This is a genomic window from Tellurirhabdus bombi (assembly GCF_021484805.1).
Classification (GTDB): domain Bacteria; phylum Bacteroidota; class Bacteroidia; order Cytophagales; family Spirosomataceae; genus Tellurirhabdus; species Tellurirhabdus bombi.
Map to the genome: position 1 here is coordinate 1,273,013 of NZ_CP090557.1, position 15,854 is coordinate 1,288,866.

A 15,854-nucleotide genomic window follows, 5' to 3' on the forward strand; every position below is an offset into this window, starting at 1 on the left:
GCGATTCTCCAGGCTGACACTTATTTTTTTACTCTACGTATAGTTCAACATTGGCCAGAAAATCCTGGTACGTCCGCTCGATCCCCTCCTGTAATTCAGTCGTGTGTTTCCATCCGAAGCTGTGCAGCCGGGATACATCCATGAGTTTACGGGGTGTTCCGTCGGGTTTGTCGGTATTCCAGTGTACTTCGCCCTGGTAGCCAACCACCGTTTGTACCATTTCAACCAGTTCGCGGATCGTTACATCTTCGCCCGTACCAATGTTTACAAACAACTCGTCGTTATAGGTTTCCATCAAAAATACGCAGGCTTCGGCCAGGTCGTCAGCATGCAGAAATTCCCGACGCGGCGAGCCTGTCCCCCAAACTTCCACAAAAGGAACGCTGTTTACTTTCGCCTCGTGAAACTTCCGGATCAGGGCTGGCAGTACGTGTGAGCCTTGTAGGTCGTAGTTATCATTGGGACCATACAGGTTCGTTGGCATGGCCGAAATAAAGTTTGCTCCGTATTGGCTGCGGTAGGCTTCGCACAACTTAATACCGGCAATTTTAGCGATGGCGTACGGTTCGTTCGTTGGTTCCAGAAAACCGCTCAGCAGGTATTCTTCTTTCAGCGGTTGCGGAGCCAGTTTTGGATAAATACAAGATGACCCTAAGAACAGCAACTTCTTGACGTCATTCTGGTAAGCACTATGAATGATATTCGCTTCAATCATTAAATTCTCATACAGAAACTGAGCGCGGTAGGTGTTGTTAGCCACGATCCCACCTACTTTTGCCGCTGCCAGAAAAACATAATCTGGCTTTTCTGTTTGAAAAAACTCCTCAACCAGCGCCTGGTTCCGCAGATCTAGTTCGGAGGAGGTGCGGGTTACAATATTTGTAAAGCCTTCCGACTCCAGTTTCCGTACAATAGCCGATCCTACCATTCCGCGGTGTCCGGCTACATAAATTTTAGCGTGTTTTTCCACAATGAGTTAATTTTGAGAAAGATTGGAACGATTTCAAGCGAAATAAAACCGGTCTTCAATCGTTCCAAATATAACAAAGAACCGGCGTATTTTATTACCGATGATTCGAATTGCTTTAGTTGGTCTCCTGTTCATTATCACTGAACAAACGCTTGTTGCCCAAACTCCGGCTACGACTACCCAGCCCGATGCGCTGACTACTTCGGCACGCCCTACGGCTATTCCCGAAGCCAAGAAAACATCAATCCTGACTACGGTTGAGCAAACGCTTGGCGTTGAAGGGACGGTTAAAAGAACCAAAGACGAGGTCAAAAGAACCAAAGACGACGTTAAAAAAACGGTTAATAATACCAAAGAGGAGTTCAAGAAGACCGTTAATTCAACTAAGGATCAGGCAGAAAAAGCAGCCGAATACGCCAAAGGGGAAGCGCAGAAACTAGACGAATTTGCAACTGAGACCCTGCCCGATTTAGGATTAAAATTAAGCCAGGCAAAGAAAGAAAACACGGAAAAAAAGAAAAAAAGCAAGCTACTCCGCACCGAATACGAAGGTTTGCCCATTACCGAAGCGTACACCAAATTTGGTAGCGGGGATAAAACCATTATCGAAAAATTTACCGTTCTGAAACAGTTTCGGCAACCGAGTCCGTATGTTCGGGAGATTTACTGGTACGATGCCAAGGAACAGCGCGTGCGCTATTCGGTCATTAAAGACAAAGAAAAATCGTTTATCCTGCACGGCCCCTACAAGCGCTACCAGAACGGCAATCTGATTGAAGAAGGTTACTATTATGTGGGCGCTAAAGATGGTCGCTGGGAGCGATACGACGGAAATTTTATGCTCTCCGATAAAGTCCGGTACTCCCGTGGTTTTCCGGCTGAATCACAAATTACCTACTACGACTCCACACATACAAAAATCAAGGAAGTGCTGCCTAAAGAATACGGAAAGCTGCACGGCACGTATTTCGCCTTTTATGAATCTGGTCAGTTAGCCGCCGAAGGCCGCTACGACAATGGCACCAAAGTAGGCCGCTGGACGGAATATTACCCCCACCGCCGGGCCAAGAAAAAAACGACACAGTACGCTCCTAGCCGCTGGGAAGACGATTTTGAACCTTACTTAATTGGAGAGTGGGACGAAAAAGGCAAAGTCGTGTACGAGCGTCCCAAGGAGAAAGTAATTGCGGAAGAAGAGCAATAAGTTAAAACCAGCTTTTAACGAGCGGTAAGGCTTTTTCTGCCCACTGGCGATACATTTTTCCGGAGAAATGCAACTGATCGTCTGCTATTTGCGACAGATCGCCGCTCGCCGTTCGGGAGATCGGCGTAATATCAACGTACGCAATACCAGCCTTCTGGCATTCTTCCCGCGCCACAGCATTAAACGCATCAATTTCGGTAGCAATCTTCTGTCGGTTCTGGCTGGCAGCAAACGGCGTTACGCCCCAATCAGGAGTCGATAGAACAAATACCCGCGCTTTGTTGCCCCCTGCATATTGAGTTGCCGTTTGGAGCAACGCATTAAATTCGCTGCGGTATTTTTCCAGGCTCTGCCCCCGGTATTGGTTGTTGACGCCAATAAGCAGCGAGACCAGGTTGTACGTTTTGGTGTTGCCAGAACTCTTGATGGCAGCTTGCAGCTCTTCCGTCGTCCAGCCGGTTCGGGCAATGATGTCTGGATTCGCTACATTAACGCCCTGTTCGCGCAGCATCGTGGCCAGTTGAACACTCCAACGATCCGTTTCCGGTACGCTCTCGCCGATGGTATACGAATCGCCCAGCGAAAGAAACGTGTATTGAGGCGAATTGTTCGTCATCGATTTTTCGTCAACCTGGGTGCAGGCCAGCAAAAGAAGAAGGGGCAGAAATTTAACGAAGAGACACAAAGGCTGAAGCACGATATATAAGGCAAAATAGATCACCTTATAAACTAAAAGTCGATGATATGGTTCACGTTAAGCGAGCACCTACCATCGACTTGGAAATTGCATAACGTTTAGCGGCGCTTTAGCTTGGCCTCGATTGTCTGCTGGGTATGCGGCACGGCGCGCAGACGTTCTTTCGGGATCAATTTGCCGGTATCAATACAGACGCCGTATGTTCCATTTTTAATCCGTACTAAAGCGGCATCTAGTTGTTGAATGAACTTTTGCAAGCGAGCGGCTAATTGGCTCAGGTTTTCACGCTCACTGGTGTCAGCCCCGTCCTCTAATAGCTTCGATGTTCCCGACGTATTGTCGGTACCACTATCGTTACGCTTACTGAGTGTTTCCTTGATGTAATTAAGCTCACTCCGAGAGGCATCGAGCTTTTGGTTAATCAAAATTTCAAACTCTTTCAGTTCTTCCTCCGAGTAACGCTTCTTTTCTTCCTGAACCATGAGGAGTAATGTTTGTAAAAGTGGTGGTTACCAAACGGTGTTGTTTAAACAACAAAATTACAATTCCATTGATTCATTTCCATATGTATTTGCTTACCGTTTAAAAAAAAGTCAAAAATTACTGATTGGTCAAAATCGACTTTTGCCAATGATTCTTTGGCTAATGACTTCCAGAGAGGCTAGTCTACTACTAAAAAATTATGGTCCCTTTCACATACTTTCGCACAAAAAAAATAATACTATATCCAGAAAAAATAGTTATTTATTAGTGGGTTGTTATTTTTGATATTTTTGTATAAGCACTTTAATGCTTTCACATCAACTAAAAAACCAGTTTTATGGCTTATATAGAACCTGCTCCGATAAAAGATAAAGAAAACCCGCTTGAATCGATGATGTCGCGGTTTGATGCCGCTGCTCAGCTCGTGGGAATCACGGAGGAGATGTATTATATTTTGAAGGTTCCGGCCCGGCAAGTCATTGTCGGTCTGCCCATTACGATGGACAACGGGACCATTAAAGTCTTCGAAGGCTACCGCGTTATTCACTCCAATATTTTAGGGCCAGCCAAAGGCGGGATTCGTTTCGATCCGGCAGTTAACCTGGACGAGGTCCGGGCCCTGGCTGCCTGGATGACCTGGAAATGCGCCGTTGTTGACATCCCGTATGGCGGGGCTAAAGGAGGAATTGCCTGCAACCCGCGCGAAATGTCTTCGGGTGAAATGGAGCGGCTGATGCGCGCTTATACCGTGGCCATGCTCGACGTTTTCGGCCCAGATAAAGACATTCCCGCTCCTGACATGGGCACAGGCCCGCGCGAGATGGCTTGGCTCATGGATGAATTTTCGAAATCTAAAGGCATGACCGTCAATGCGGTAGTAACCGGCAAACCCCTTGTTTTGGGTGGCTCACTGGGCCGAACCGAGGCAACGGGTCGCGGCGTAACAGTAGCGGCCCTGGCGGCTATGGATAAACTTCGCATGAACCCTTACCGGGCGTCAGCCGCGGTTCAGGGCTTTGGTAATGTCGGCTCATTCGCCGCTTCGCTACTTCATGAACGGGGTGTATCCGTAATGGCGATCAGCGACATTACAGGCGGTTATTACAACGACCGGGGTATTGACATTGAAGCAGCCCTGGCTTACCGGAATGCGCACAATGGCACGCTGGACGGTTTCACGGGTGCCGAGCGAATCAGCAATGAAGAGTTGCTGGCCCTTTCGGTTGATGTGCTTGTACCGGCAGCCAAGGAAGACGTCATTACGGCGGAGAATGCGCACAGCATCCAGGCGAAAATGATTGTTGAAGGCGCCAACGGGCCGACTTCAGCCAGCGCCGACGACATAATCAATCAAAAAGGCATTGTAGTGGTACCCGATATTCTGGCAAACGCCGGTGGTGTAACCGTCTCTTATTTTGAGTGGGTGCAAAATCGGATTGGGTACAAATGGACGCTCGACCGGGTTAACCGCCGTTCAGACCGCATTATGAAAGATGCTTTTGACCGCGTTTATGAAGCATCGCAAAAATTCGGCGTTTCGCTTCGTCTGGCGGCCTATATCGTAGCGATTGATAAAGTGGCTAGTACGTATAAATTCCGCGGCGGATATTAACAAAAAAGACTGTAAAGGGTTAAAAATAGAGCATTGTTGGTACCAAAGCGGTGTTCCATTTTTAACTCTTTACCCTAGTTTTGGGGCATTTGCTGATTGTTTTGTACTTTCACCCAGTTTTTAACAGGCCCCTTTTTCTATGACGATTCACAAGGAAGGATACAAAATTCTTCTGGTGACGGTTGTGGTGCTGCTTGGCATCAACCTGCTGACCAATTATTTATTCTCTGGCAACGATACGGCTTTCTGGCTCGTACTGTCGATTAGCCTTGTCCTTTTCCTGCTGGTTCTGCAATTCTTTCGCAAGCCCCGCCGTACTACAACGCTTAACGATAAACACGTTATTTGCCCCGCTGACGGCACAGTGGTCGTTATTGAAGAGACTGTTGAGACCGAATATTTCAAGGGTCCACGCCGCCAGGTTTCTGTTTTCATGTCTCCCCTGAATGTGCACATCAATTTTCACCCGATCTCGGGAATTGTGCGTTATGTTCGTTATTATCCCGGTAAATATTTAGTCGCCTGGCACCCAAAATCCAGCACGGAAAATGAACGTACCTCGGTCGTTGTCCAAGCGAAAAATGGGGTTGAAGTGCTGTTCCGGCAAATTGCGGGTGCGATGGCGCGACGGATTGTATGGTACGTCAAAGAAGGTGAAGAAGTAAATCAGGGCAGTGAATTTGGCTTTATCAAGTTTGGCTCCCGGGTTGATATTTACTTACCGCTGGATGCCGAAATCAACGTAAAAATTGGTGAGAAAACCAAAGGCGGGCTAACCGTACTTGCAACACTCTCCTAACGCAAAGATCTTAACGTAAAAAAGCCGTAGGATGCATCCTACGGCTTTTTGCTATTTATCAGGCTATTCTTACTGAACTTCAGCCTCTTCAGTTGCGTATTCTTCAACGGGTATGCAGGCACAAATCAGATTCCGGTCACCATACGCATTGTCCACGCGGCTGACACTCGGCCAGAACTTGCGGGCTTTTACGTAAGGCAGCGGGAAAGCTGCTTTCTCCCGTCCATAAGGGCGGTTCCAGTTGTCCGTCAGCACGACAGCTGCCGTGTGCGGTGCGTTTTTCAGCACGTTATTGGCTTTGTCTGCCTGGCCTTCTTCCAGTTCGCGAATTTCCGCCCGAATGCTAATGAGCGCATCGCACAAACGGTCCAGCTCCGCTTTTGACTCCGATTCGGTCGGCTCGATCATCATGGTACCCGGCACCGGGAACGACATCGTTGGCGCGTGGAAACCGTAGTCCATCAACCGCTTGGCAATGTCTTCAACCTCTATGCCCGCCGCTTTGAAAGGTCGGCAATCGACAATCATTTCGTGAGCGCAACGTCCGTTAAGGCCTGTATATAGAATTGGATAATGCCCTTCTAAACGCGATTTAATGTAATTGGCATTCAAAATCGCGTATTTCGTGGCGTTGGTTAGTCCTTCGCCGCCCATCATGGCAATGTAAGCATACGAAATAGTCAGAATGCTAGCCGATCCGTAAGGGGCCGCTGAAACCGCGTGAATCGCCTGCGCACTACCAATCCGCACGACCGCATGACCCGGCAGGAAAGGAACCAGATGTTCCGCCACGCCGATAGGTCCCATGCCTGGGCCACCGCCACCGTGGGGAATACAGAACGTTTTGTGCAGGTTCAGGTGGCAAACGTCAGCACCGATGCTGGCCGGAGAAGTTAAACCCACCTGCGCGTTCATGTTGGCACCGTCCATGTATACCTGGCCCCCATTTTCATGGATAATGGTACAGATTTCCTTGATGCTTTCTTCAAAAACACCGTGCGTCGAAGGATACGTAACCATCAGGCAAGATAAATCCTGGCTATACTGAGTGGCTTTATTACGTAAATCTTCTACGTCGATATTGCCGCGCTCATCGCACTTGACAATAACGACTTTCATACCGGCCAAAACCGCACTGGCGGGGTTCGTGCCGTGCGCCGAAGATGGAATCAGGGATACGTTCCGGTGGCCGTTGCCCCGGTTTTCGTGGTACGCCCGAATGACCATCAGGCCCGCGTATTCGCCCTGCGCACCAGAGTTTGGCTGCAATGACATGGCCGCAAAACCCGTGATCTCGCACAACCACTGACTCAGATCCTGAATCAAATCCTGATAGCCAAGCGTCTGGTCTTTCGGCGCAAAAGGGTGCAGTTTACCAAACTCGGGCCAAGTTACCGGAATCATCTCCGCCGTAGCGTTCAGCTTCATGGTACAGCTTCCCAGCGGAATCATCGAATGTACCAGAGAAAGGTCTTTCTCTTCCAGCGAACGCAGGTACCGCAGCATTTCATGCTCCGTATGATGCGTGTTGAACACCGGATGGGTCAGATAAGTCGATTGACGAACCAGTCGCTCCGGCCACGTAATTTCCAGACTTTCTTCAGCGGCGTCCAGGTTTGTACGCACACCGAAAATATCCAGCAACTCAACCACATCTTCGTAGGATTTCGCTTCATCGAAAGCAACGCTAACGGTTTCATCGTCGGCGTAATACCGCAGGTTGATGCCCGCCGTCCGCGCTGATTTGCGCAAAGACTCAACGTCGTCAACCCGCACGGTAACCGTATCGAAATAATTTTCTGTTACAATTTCATAGCCATTCCAACGCAATACCGTCGCGAACAACTTGGCCAGCCCGTGTACGCGCTCGGCAATGGCACGCAGGTTTTTCGGACCGTGATACACGGCATAACTGCTTGCCATCACGGCCAGCAATACCTGAGCTGTACAAATATTTGACGTTGCTTTTTCTCGACGAATATGCTGCTCGCGGGTTTGCAAAGCCATCCGCAAAGCGGGCTGTCCCTGGGCATCTACTGATACCCCGATAATCCGGCCCGGCACCTGCCGTTTGAAAGCTTCTTTCGTCGCAAAATACGCTGCGTGTGGGCCACCAAAGCCCATCGGAACGCCAAAGCGCTGAGCAGAACCAACCACCACATCAGCACCCATTTCGCCCGGCGAAGTCAGGAGCGTTAGCGCCAGCAGGTCAGCCGCTACAGCCACGTTCAGGTCATGTTCATGCGCGGCAGCAATCAGGTCAGTATAGTCAAATACTTCACCGTTTGAAGCCGGATATTGCAGGAATAGCCCAAATAGCGCGCCATCGGTTACATTTAATTCCTGGTGGTTTCCAACCCGAACCTCGATGCCCAGTGGCGTAGCTCGTGTTTTGATCACATCAATTGTCTGCGGATAACACTGTTCCGACACAAAAAATGTGTGAGCTGCCTTTTTGGAAGCAGGGCGCAGGGAATGCAGCATCGTCATCGCTTCGGCGGCAGCGGTGGCTTCGTCGAGCAGCGAGGCGTTGGCAATTTCCATGCCCGTCAGGTCCATTACCACGGTCTGGTAGTTCAGCAATGCCTCCAGACGCCCCTGAGCAATCTCCGCCTGATACGGGGTATAAGCCGTATACCAGGCCGGATTTTCCAGGATGTTACGCAGGATAACATTCGGAGTAATGGTGTCGTAATAGCCAAGGCCGATATACGACTTGAAAATTTTGTTTTTCTGAGCCAGGCTCTTAAAATCGGCCAGAAATTGGGCTTCTGATTTAGCTGTCGGTAAGTCCAGGGACTTCTCCAGCCGGATAGCTTCCGGCACAGTTTGGTCAATCAGTTCGTCCAGGGAAGAGACTCCGAGAGCCCGGAGCATTTCAGCAGTTTGGGAAGCGTCAGAACCATTATGACGAGATTCGAACGATTCCTGATAGCGCACGTTAAGCTTCATTATCAGAAGTGTAGCAATTAATTGCAGAAGTAAATACAAATTTACAAAGAATAAATCAGTCTGTTTGGTTCCCGGGAAGTATTTAACGCTGCAGTTTAATAAAAACAGCAAATTGGTCAATTCCTTTTTGTTTCTTACGCTTGACTCGTGTAACTAATTTATTGACTTAGGTTGCATGCTGACGTTACATCCGTCAATAAATTGTATCATTTTTACAAGACTGTGTGCCGAGCTTCGCGCTAACTGATGTATGACTTTTTTGATTAACCTGCTTTTTTACAATGCGATAATGAACTATAACGTCTGGTCGCTCAAACGTTTTGTTCACCGAATTGCGCGGCTGGTGCCCGCCAAGGCCTCTATTGTTGACGTTGGTGCCGGAGAAAGCCCTTACAAATCGTTGTTTTCGGCCGCTAAATATACAAGCACAGACTGGGCTGGCACCACCGACCATCACCAGTACGCGGCAGGCATCGACGTGATTTGTCCCGCCGACAACATGCCTTTTTCAAATGAAAGCTTCGATTTTGCCCTTTGCACGCAGGTTTTGGAACACGTTCGTTACCCGGAAAAAGTCATTCAGGAGATTGGCCGCATTCTAAAACCGGGGGGGATGCTGTTTATCAGCGCTCCGCAAACCTGGCAGGAACACGAGCAGCCGCACGATTACCACCGTTTTACCCGCTTTGCTTTTCGGGCTTATGCCGAAGATAATAATTTTGAGGTCGTGGAAATCACGCCCCAGGGAGGTCGTTTTCGGGCTATTGGTTATTTGATGGTCTGGTCGTTGCCCTACGTATTTAAGAGCTATTTTGGTCGAGCTGGTTTTGTAGGTGCTGCGCTCTTTTTTTACCCAATTAATTTTCTGATTGCTCTGATTTTTGCCCTGCTTGATCCGCTAGACCGCGAAAAGGAATTAACCCTCACGTATGAATGCATCTTCCGCAAAAAAGACAGCCGCTGAACCGCTGGTGAGCGTCATCATGCCGGTTTACAATGCGGAGCGGTATGTGCGGCAGGCCGTCGAAAGCATTCTGCAACAGACCTATACGAATCTGGAATTGTTGATTCTGAATAACGGCTCTACCGACGCCACTCCCCGGATTATTGCTTCGCTAGGGGCGCAGGACGCACGAATCAGAATCATTACGCATGACAAACCGCTCGGTTTTGGTGGCGAAAAAGCGTCTAATCTGGCTGAAAATAGAGCAAAAGGAAACTACATCGCCAAGCTTGACGCCGATGACATCGCCCACCCCGACCGACTGGCCAAACAGGTAGCCTTTCTGGAGGCTAACCCTGACGTATTTCTTGTTGGCAGCTGGCTCTCGATTATTGATTCGGAAGGAAAAGTGGTTGGTAAACGCGAATATCCACTGACGCATGAGGCTATTTATCAGGGCTTTTACTTTCGCTGCTGCGTTGGAAATCCGGCGGTTATGTATCGGAGTCACGTCGTTCGGGGGGAATTTTACCAATTGCGATTTCCGCATTTTAACGATTATTACAGCCTGTTTCTGCACATGCGGGCGGGCCTGCGGTTTGCCAATCTTCCTGAGCCCTTGACTCGGTATCGCGTCCACACTACCAACACGGTTTTTACCGATATTCGGGAAAAGTGGAATACCAACATGGCTATCAAACGAACGTTTGTAGAGGAATTTGGATATCGACCCGTTCGAAAAGATGTGCTTTTACTGAATACAATTACCTGGCTGCTGAATAACTTACCGTCGGCAACCTTTGCTTTTATACTACGCCTTCGGGCAAAATTATCCGTCTAAGATTATTTGCGAAACGCTATGGCTCTGTTCAAATATGTTCTGGATCGTCTGCGAACCGTTATCCGGGTTCCGTTTCTGTACCGGAATTTTCTCACGGCCTACGCGGACTATTTTCGACTAATTTCGGACCGAGCGGTAGTTTACGAACTTCGGAATGGCATGCGCTTTAAAGCCCGGGCCGGGAAGTTTGACATTGCCATGATTTCCGAAGTGATCGACGAAAAGATCTACGAGCGAAAAGCGCAGGATATTCTAATTCGGCCCGACGACACCATCGTTGATATTGGCGGCTTTATTGGTGATTTCGCCGTTTTTGCCGCCCGAAAAGCGCCACACGGTTCCGTTCATTCCTTTGAGCCTAGCCCCGGAAGTTACCAGCTTATGGAAGAAAATATTGCTCTTAACCAACTTGGCAACGTGGTCACTCACCAGAAAGCCGTGGCGGGCGAATCGGGCGTTTTAGAGTTACTGATTCCAGATTTTGCGGAACATTCCAACACGACGGACCCCGCGTTGCTGGGCAACGGTTCCTTCCAGAAATTCACGGTTGATAGCGTGGGCATCAACGCTCTGCTAGCCGATTTGCCGCATCTTCCTACGTTTATGAAAGTCGATTGCGAAGGGGCCGAATTTGGCATTTTTGATACGATTGAGGATGGCTACTTAGCGAATCTACGTTGTTTAATTATTGAGTATCACCTCCACGACCGGCAAAAAGACCAGCGAGCGACAGTCTTAAAAAAACGCTTAGAGCCTTATTTCCACCTGCATGATAAGCCATTGGGGACGCAGCAGAATCTGGTGCTGGGCATGTTGTATTGTCGAAGTAAGAACCTTCGTTGAGCGCACCGTCATGGCTGGAATGAAACGCACCATCCTCAAACGCATCCTGAACGAAGCCGCTCAGGGGAATTTTGACACCGTTCGGAAAATTGCGAATTTAGTCGTGGCTGAAATTCCGTTTGAGTATCGTTCCTACCAGACATTTGCTCGCCATTTTTTCGTTACCCATCAACCAATCGGCACGAAAAAAATCCTGTATCTGGTGCCGGGATTCAATTACGGCGGGGCCGAAATCACGGATTGTTACCTGATTGATGGGCTGGCCCGGCAGGGTTTTACGGTTTATCTGGTTGGTACAGATTTGACTGTGCCGTCAAAAATCTGGTACGACCAATTTAGCCGGTCGGCGCAGGTGGCGCTGTGGCTGCCCGATTTTGCGCGTAATCCGGGTCTGCAAACGGATTTTCTCCTTCGGATGGTTGTTCATTTTGGCATCGATCTGGTTTTTAACCGAAACAGCGGAGCCGGTTACCGCAGCTTACCAAAATTCAAGCAACTGCCTTACTTAAAGCTGGTTGACCTGCTTCATACCCACAATTTCGGCAACGACTGGATTCTGTATTCCAGGCAGAATGCATCATTGCTCGATCGGCGCTACGTGACCAGTGATGATTTAAAAACCTACGCTGCCAAGCACGGCTCTGTCCCAGGTCACAAGATCCAGACGATTTACTGCGGCACCGACGCCGATACCTATCCCCCACTTTCTGAACGATCAAACCGCCGAGCGGCGTTTTTAGAATCGCTTGAGCTGCCTACCGAAGCGAAGATTGTCACCTATTACGGGCGTTTCTCCGACCAAAAAGATCCCTTGCGCTGGGTAGCGGTAGCCGCCAAGCTGCTGGCTAAAGCCCCTGCAATCCGCTTTGTGCTGGCGGGCGACGGTGAGCTGTTGGAGGAGACAAAAACCGCAATTCAACAACAGAACTTGGAGCCTTACGTACGCTTCACGGGGCGGCTCGACACCGTGTTTGACATTGCTTCGGCTACGGATGTGTTGTTACTCACGTCTAAGTTTGAAGGGTTACCCACCGTCTTTTTTGAATTTCTAATGATGGGAACACCCATCGTTACGACGAATGTCGGCGGCGTCAACGAATGCATTTCCTCCGAGGTGTTTGGTTTTGTCGTGCCGTTGCAAGCTTCCGACAAGGAAATTGCCGATCAGGTACTTCGCTTTCTCACCCCGGAGCAACATACGTCCGAACGGCAATACCAACGTCGGCAGCATATTCTGGATACGTTTACGGTTAATCGGATGCAAGCCATTTATGCGGAGGAATTGACGGCGCTTATCCGGCCGGTTGATTTACTGGCGAAGCGGCAGCAATTACATCAACTCTGGCAGCAACAGTTCCGCAAAAGTTTGCCCGAACCGGCTCATTGACAGCTATCATTTTGTTGAGGACCGATCTTCTTTTCCGAGCTTTTCCGCGCTTCGCAGGGCATCACGCCGGTTGATGGCCGTGATGGTTTCGTCCAGCTTCAAGATGCGGCGATACAAGGCAACCAGCGCGTAGGCTCCCACCATAAACAGGAGGTAAAATACCAGATCAACCCCACGACCTACGCCCAGAATCTGCGCCAACGCGCTGGTCAAGTCTGGATAAATCGTGAATATAATGGCCACGACAACGCCTGCCAGCACAAAAAGCCGATACACCAGCCGATTGCGAAACGCGGTCGCGGCCAGGAGCGCAATTACCAGAATTAGCGCAATCAGAACAAGTTGTATCGGCTTCATTGACAGCATTATCGAAGGTATTTACTAACCACAAGATCAAACAAAATATTAAACGAATTAGTCCAGGACTGGCCTTTCAACTTGCTGTAATCCGTATAGACCACGTGCGTGTCCAGCTCGGCTAACCGAAGCTCATTCAGCCGCACCTGCGCCAGAATTTCGGTCGCGTGGGCCATCCGGTTTTCGCGTAGCTGTAGTCGTTCCAGCGCCTGACGGTTCATTACCCGAAAACCATTGTGTGCGTCGGTTAGCCACAGACCTGTTAGCAAGCCATTGATCACCGTCGCCGTCTTCAGAATAAAGCGCTTCAGAAAGGGAACCCGCTGCGTGTCTTCGTTCCGCAAAAAACGGGAACCGATGACAATATCCAGCGGATCTTCCTGCAATTTTTGGATAAAACGTGGAATATCAGCCGGGTTATGCTGCCCATCGGCATCGAAATGCACGGCAATTTCGCCTTTCATCTGGTACACAAAATCCATCCCGGTTTGCAAAGCCGCACCCTGACCCAGGTTAATCGGATGCCTCAAGTAATAGATCGGCAAATCCTGCAATTGCGACCGGGTATCGTCTGTGGAAGCATCGTCTACGACCACAATCTGATAGGCATATCCCAACGACAGGATCGTCTGCCGAATGACTCGTCCTTCATTATACGCCGGAATGATGACGAAGATGTTTTCATTAGTCATCACGCCGGTAGATTGAAATACTTCCTAACGTCGTCACGGGTTTCATGCAGCGAATCTCCGGCGCCTGCGGGGCGTGGTCGAAGATAACGTATTTGACATTAAGCGCTTTCAATTTGGGCGAACAGGGATCTAACCCAACATTATAGCCATCGTAGAACTGGTTGTTCATGATCACCGTATCGCGGCCATCGATGTACGAGTAAAACACCGTATGGGCGTAACGATTATAAACCGTATCGCGTTTGCCGCTCGGGTCCAGCACCCGCATGGTCTTAAAATCGGGCGTTTGCTTTACGCCACCCAACACATTTACGCCCGCCGCCTGGGTTAGATACCCAATGTATTGGCTTCCATTGACCAGCCAGCGCGCCTTGGGCTCTTTCTGGCTAATCTCCCGAATGGCTTTGTAGAGGCTATGATCCGTAATTGGACTCAAACCAACCGCAATCGGATTTACCGAGAAGTTGTGCAGCAGGAACAGGGCAATGCCCAACCCAAACACCCAATTGCGAATCACCGGACTCACCTGCGGCAGTAAAACAATATTCAGCGCCAGGAAAAAGATGGTTGGCAGAATGAGCTGATAGGTTTTGAAGAACCCGTTTGAATTCGTAACATTCAGCGAGGCCGCGTAAATCATCACAGCCACCGCCGCCAGTCCTAACACCAGCATGGGCACCAGATCTTTCTCGACCGAGCGGCTTCGTAGGTAACCGACGTAAGTAACCGCCAGCACGACATTGCCCACGCCAAACGGTACTTGTGTCCGCCGCGTCGGGCTCATGCTCATCAGGGTTAGCTTGCCGAGTGTTTCCGGGAAACCAAATTCAATCCAGATAAGCGTGAACGCCAGAAAAGCCAGCAAGCCAATCTGCACAAAATCCACCGTTTTCTGCTTGTAGAAGAGATAGACCAGCGACAGGAAAATGACGGGCGTAAAGGTTAGCGAGTGTGAAGCTTCGCAGATATTCAGCCATTCTTTCGGCAGTTTTCGCTCGTCGAGCTGCCAGCCGTAATATTCGGAAAACCAGTTTGACACGAAGCCAGTGCCGCCGAGTTCGCGCCGCTGGCCCGGATAGGCCGTATTGGTGATGACGTCCAGCGTTGATTTGGCATCGGTATAAAACGCATACAATCCAGCTCCAACGCAAACCAAAGCGCCCGCTATGGCCACCAGCTTGATAGGAATCTGGCTCAGTAAATCTTTATTTTTGGCATGATTGATCAAATACCCGATGCCTGCAAAGAGAATCAGGTAAGCCAGCGGCACCTGATAAGGCGGGTAGAAAAGCAAGACGTAACAGGCCAGCGAATAGGTCAGGCCCAGCGCCGCCGCAAAAATAGGAATCGGTTTGCGACTAAACAGCCAGTAAATGGCGGCGACAAACATCAGGCAGGCAAAGGTGATCATTTCGGGCACCCCCACCGACATCCACCATTGTGTACTCGACGAAAGTAAAAGCCAGAAAGCACCTAACACCGAGAGCCAGAAGCTATTGCGCGTTAACAGCAGGAAGAAAAGCAACCCCGCCGCTAGCAGCCCGAACACCTTAAAGTTCCAATACCAGGAGAAACCCGTTTCCATGCCAAAGGCCAGAAACCCCCACAACGAAGGCCGGAAAATCATGGAAATATGCTTGGTTGGCCAGCCCATCAGCGGCATCCGCTCGCCGCCAATGGCCGGATTTTCGAGGGGAAAACCGTTGAGTACCTGCGAAAGATAACCCGGCGTGGCACCGGCGTAATCGTCCATGCGAATCTGGCGGGGTGTACCGGCCCAGACGCCCTTTTTCAGGTCCGATCCGTCGGGAATCACCTGATTCCACATGGCCACGGACGAGTAATTAATTTTCAGTAAGGTCAGGAAAACAAACAGACCGAGGCAGGTAAGCAGAAACCACTTTACTCGCTTATCGAAATGAATGAGCCGGTGGTTTTCCGGCAATGAACTTGAAGGGGGAGCAGCGACGGCAAGCGTTTCTTTGGGGGTACTCGGGGTGGTCAGAATAGCTGGTGGTTTCGTACCAACTAAAGTTCCTTTTTTCTTCTTTGACATGATTAACTTATAGCGTTT

The 15,854-nt window shown here is 49.6% G+C and carries 14 protein-coding genes; 7 read left to right on the forward strand and 7 right to left on the reverse strand.

Translation table 11 applies throughout. The features are described from left to right. Positions 1–28 precede the first annotated feature (28 nt). Positions 29–970, reverse strand: a complete 942-nt coding sequence (fcl, locus tag L0Y31_RS05450; protein WP_255772955.1) for a GDP-L-fucose synthase — start codon at positions 968–970, stop codon at positions 29–31. A gap of 100 nt (positions 971–1,070) precedes the next feature. On the opposite strand from fcl, the gene L0Y31_RS05455 reads away from it, so the two are divergent. After that, positions 1,071–2,174: a toxin-antitoxin system YwqK family antitoxin gene (locus L0Y31_RS05455; protein ID WP_234736121.1), complete on the forward strand. Its 1,104-nt coding sequence runs from the start codon at positions 1,071–1,073 to the stop codon at positions 2,172–2,174. A gap of 1 nt (position 2,175) precedes the next feature. Here L0Y31_RS05455 and L0Y31_RS05460 read toward each other — a convergent pair whose 3' ends face one another. Together L0Y31_RS05460 and L0Y31_RS05465 are read right to left on the reverse strand one after the other, a co-directional pair. After that, the gene (locus L0Y31_RS05460; RefSeq protein ID WP_234737128.1) at positions 2,176–2,790 is read right to left on the reverse strand and encodes an SGNH/GDSL hydrolase family protein; all 615 of its coding nucleotides are present in this window, start codon (positions 2,788–2,790) and stop codon (positions 2,176–2,178) included. Between the two features lie 179 nt (positions 2,791–2,969). Next, the gene (locus tag L0Y31_RS05465) at positions 2,970–3,353 is read right to left on the reverse strand and encodes a TraR/DksA family transcriptional regulator (protein WP_234736122.1); all 384 of its coding nucleotides are present in this window, start codon (positions 3,351–3,353) and stop codon (positions 2,970–2,972) included. A 338-nt stretch (positions 3,354–3,691) separates the two neighbouring features. Between L0Y31_RS05465 and L0Y31_RS05470 the strand changes: the two genes are divergently transcribed. Together L0Y31_RS05470 and L0Y31_RS05475 are read left to right on the forward strand one after the other, a co-directional pair. Beyond that, entirely contained in the window at positions 3,692–4,966 is a 1,275-nt protein-coding gene (locus L0Y31_RS05470) for a Glu/Leu/Phe/Val family dehydrogenase (RefSeq protein ID WP_234736123.1), read from the forward strand. Positions 4,967–5,105: 139 nt separating this feature from the next. Next, on the forward strand, positions 5,106–5,765 hold the full coding sequence (locus L0Y31_RS05475; protein WP_234736124.1) for a phosphatidylserine decarboxylase family protein: 660 nt from the start codon (positions 5,106–5,108) through the stop codon (positions 5,763–5,765). 69 nt (positions 5,766–5,834) lie between these two features. Here L0Y31_RS05475 and gcvP read toward each other — a convergent pair whose 3' ends face one another. Next, entirely contained in the window at positions 5,835–8,717 is a 2,883-nt protein-coding gene (gcvP, locus tag L0Y31_RS05480; protein WP_234736125.1) for an aminomethyl-transferring glycine dehydrogenase, read from the reverse strand. 289 nt (positions 8,718–9,006) lie between these two features. Between gcvP and L0Y31_RS05485 the strand changes: the two genes are divergently transcribed. From L0Y31_RS05485 to L0Y31_RS05500, 4 genes are read left to right on the forward strand one after another with little or no spacing between them, the layout of a single operon-like run. After that, the gene (locus L0Y31_RS05485) at positions 9,007–9,681 is read left to right on the forward strand and encodes a class I SAM-dependent methyltransferase (protein WP_234736126.1); all 675 of its coding nucleotides are present in this window, start codon (positions 9,007–9,009) and stop codon (positions 9,679–9,681) included. Beyond that, a complete protein-coding gene (locus tag L0Y31_RS05490) occupies positions 9,647–10,501 on the forward strand; it encodes a glycosyltransferase family 2 protein (protein WP_234736127.1) in 855 nt (284 codons plus the stop codon). The genes L0Y31_RS05485 and L0Y31_RS05490 overlap by 35 nt, the downstream gene beginning before the upstream one ends. A gap of 18 nt (positions 10,502–10,519) precedes the next feature. Beyond that, entirely contained in the window at positions 10,520–11,344 is an 825-nt protein-coding gene (locus tag L0Y31_RS05495; RefSeq protein WP_234736128.1) for an FkbM family methyltransferase, read from the forward strand. A gap of 19 nt (positions 11,345–11,363) precedes the next feature. Beyond that, positions 11,364–12,731 carry a glycosyltransferase gene (locus L0Y31_RS05500; protein ID WP_234736129.1) on the forward strand — a complete coding sequence of 456 codons (1,368 nt, stop codon included), beginning with the start codon at positions 11,364–11,366 and terminating at the stop codon, positions 12,729–12,731. Between the two features lie 6 nt (positions 12,732–12,737). Here the strand turns inward: L0Y31_RS05500 and L0Y31_RS05505 are convergent, their stop codons facing one another. The 3 genes from L0Y31_RS05505 to L0Y31_RS05515 are packed head-to-tail and all read right to left on the reverse strand — an operon-like array spanning position 12,738 to position 15,836. Then, positions 12,738–13,088 (reverse strand): DUF2304 domain-containing protein, encoded by a 351-nt coding sequence (locus L0Y31_RS05505; RefSeq protein WP_234736130.1) that lies wholly within the window; start codon positions 13,086–13,088, stop codon positions 12,738–12,740. An 8-nt stretch (positions 13,089–13,096) separates the two neighbouring features. Continuing rightward, complete coding sequence (locus L0Y31_RS05510; RefSeq protein ID WP_234736131.1) at positions 13,097–13,780, reverse strand: glycosyltransferase family 2 protein; 684 nt, start codon at positions 13,778–13,780, stop codon at positions 13,097–13,099. Further along, complete coding sequence (locus tag L0Y31_RS05515) at positions 13,773–15,836, reverse strand: DUF7657 domain-containing protein (protein ID WP_234736132.1); 2,064 nt, start codon at positions 15,834–15,836, stop codon at positions 13,773–13,775. Before L0Y31_RS05515 ends, L0Y31_RS05510 begins: the two co-directional genes overlap by 8 nt. Between the last annotated feature and the right edge of the window lie 18 nt (positions 15,837–15,854).

Excerpts from the sequence above, each read along its gene's own strand:
- L0Y31_RS05455 (WP_234736121.1), top strand. The coding sequence starts at position 1,071 with ATGATTCGAATTGCTTTAGTTGGTCTCCTGTTCATTATCACTGAACAA.
- L0Y31_RS05460 (WP_234737128.1), bottom strand. The coding sequence starts at position 2,790 with ATGACGAACAATTCGCCTCAATACACGTTTCTTTCGCTGGGCGATTCG.
- L0Y31_RS05465 (WP_234736122.1), bottom strand. The coding sequence starts at position 3,353 with ATGGTTCAGGAAGAAAAGAAGCGTTACTCGGAGGAAGAACTGAAAGAG.
- L0Y31_RS05470 (WP_234736123.1), top strand. The coding sequence starts at position 3,692 with ATGGCTTATATAGAACCTGCTCCGATAAAAGATAAAGAAAACCCGCTT.
- L0Y31_RS05475 (WP_234736124.1), top strand. The coding sequence starts at position 5,106 with ATGACGATTCACAAGGAAGGATACAAAATTCTTCTGGTGACGGTTGTG.
- gcvP (WP_234736125.1), bottom strand. The coding sequence starts at position 8,717 with ATGAAGCTTAACGTGCGCTATCAGGAATCGTTCGAATCTCGTCATAAT.
- L0Y31_RS05485 (WP_234736126.1), top strand. The coding sequence starts at position 9,007 with ATGAACTATAACGTCTGGTCGCTCAAACGTTTTGTTCACCGAATTGCG.
- L0Y31_RS05490 (WP_234736127.1), top strand. The coding sequence starts at position 9,647 with ATGAATGCATCTTCCGCAAAAAAGACAGCCGCTGAACCGCTGGTGAGC.
- L0Y31_RS05495 (WP_234736128.1), top strand. The coding sequence starts at position 10,520 with ATGGCTCTGTTCAAATATGTTCTGGATCGTCTGCGAACCGTTATCCGG.
- L0Y31_RS05500 (WP_234736129.1), top strand. The coding sequence starts at position 11,364 with ATGAAACGCACCATCCTCAAACGCATCCTGAACGAAGCCGCTCAGGGG.
- L0Y31_RS05505 (WP_234736130.1), bottom strand. The coding sequence starts at position 13,088 with ATGAAGCCGATACAACTTGTTCTGATTGCGCTAATTCTGGTAATTGCG.
- L0Y31_RS05510 (WP_234736131.1), bottom strand. The coding sequence starts at position 13,780 with ATGACTAATGAAAACATCTTCGTCATCATTCCGGCGTATAATGAAGGA.
- L0Y31_RS05515 (WP_234736132.1), bottom strand. The coding sequence starts at position 15,836 with ATGTCAAAGAAGAAAAAAGGAACTTTAGTTGGTACGAAACCACCAGCT.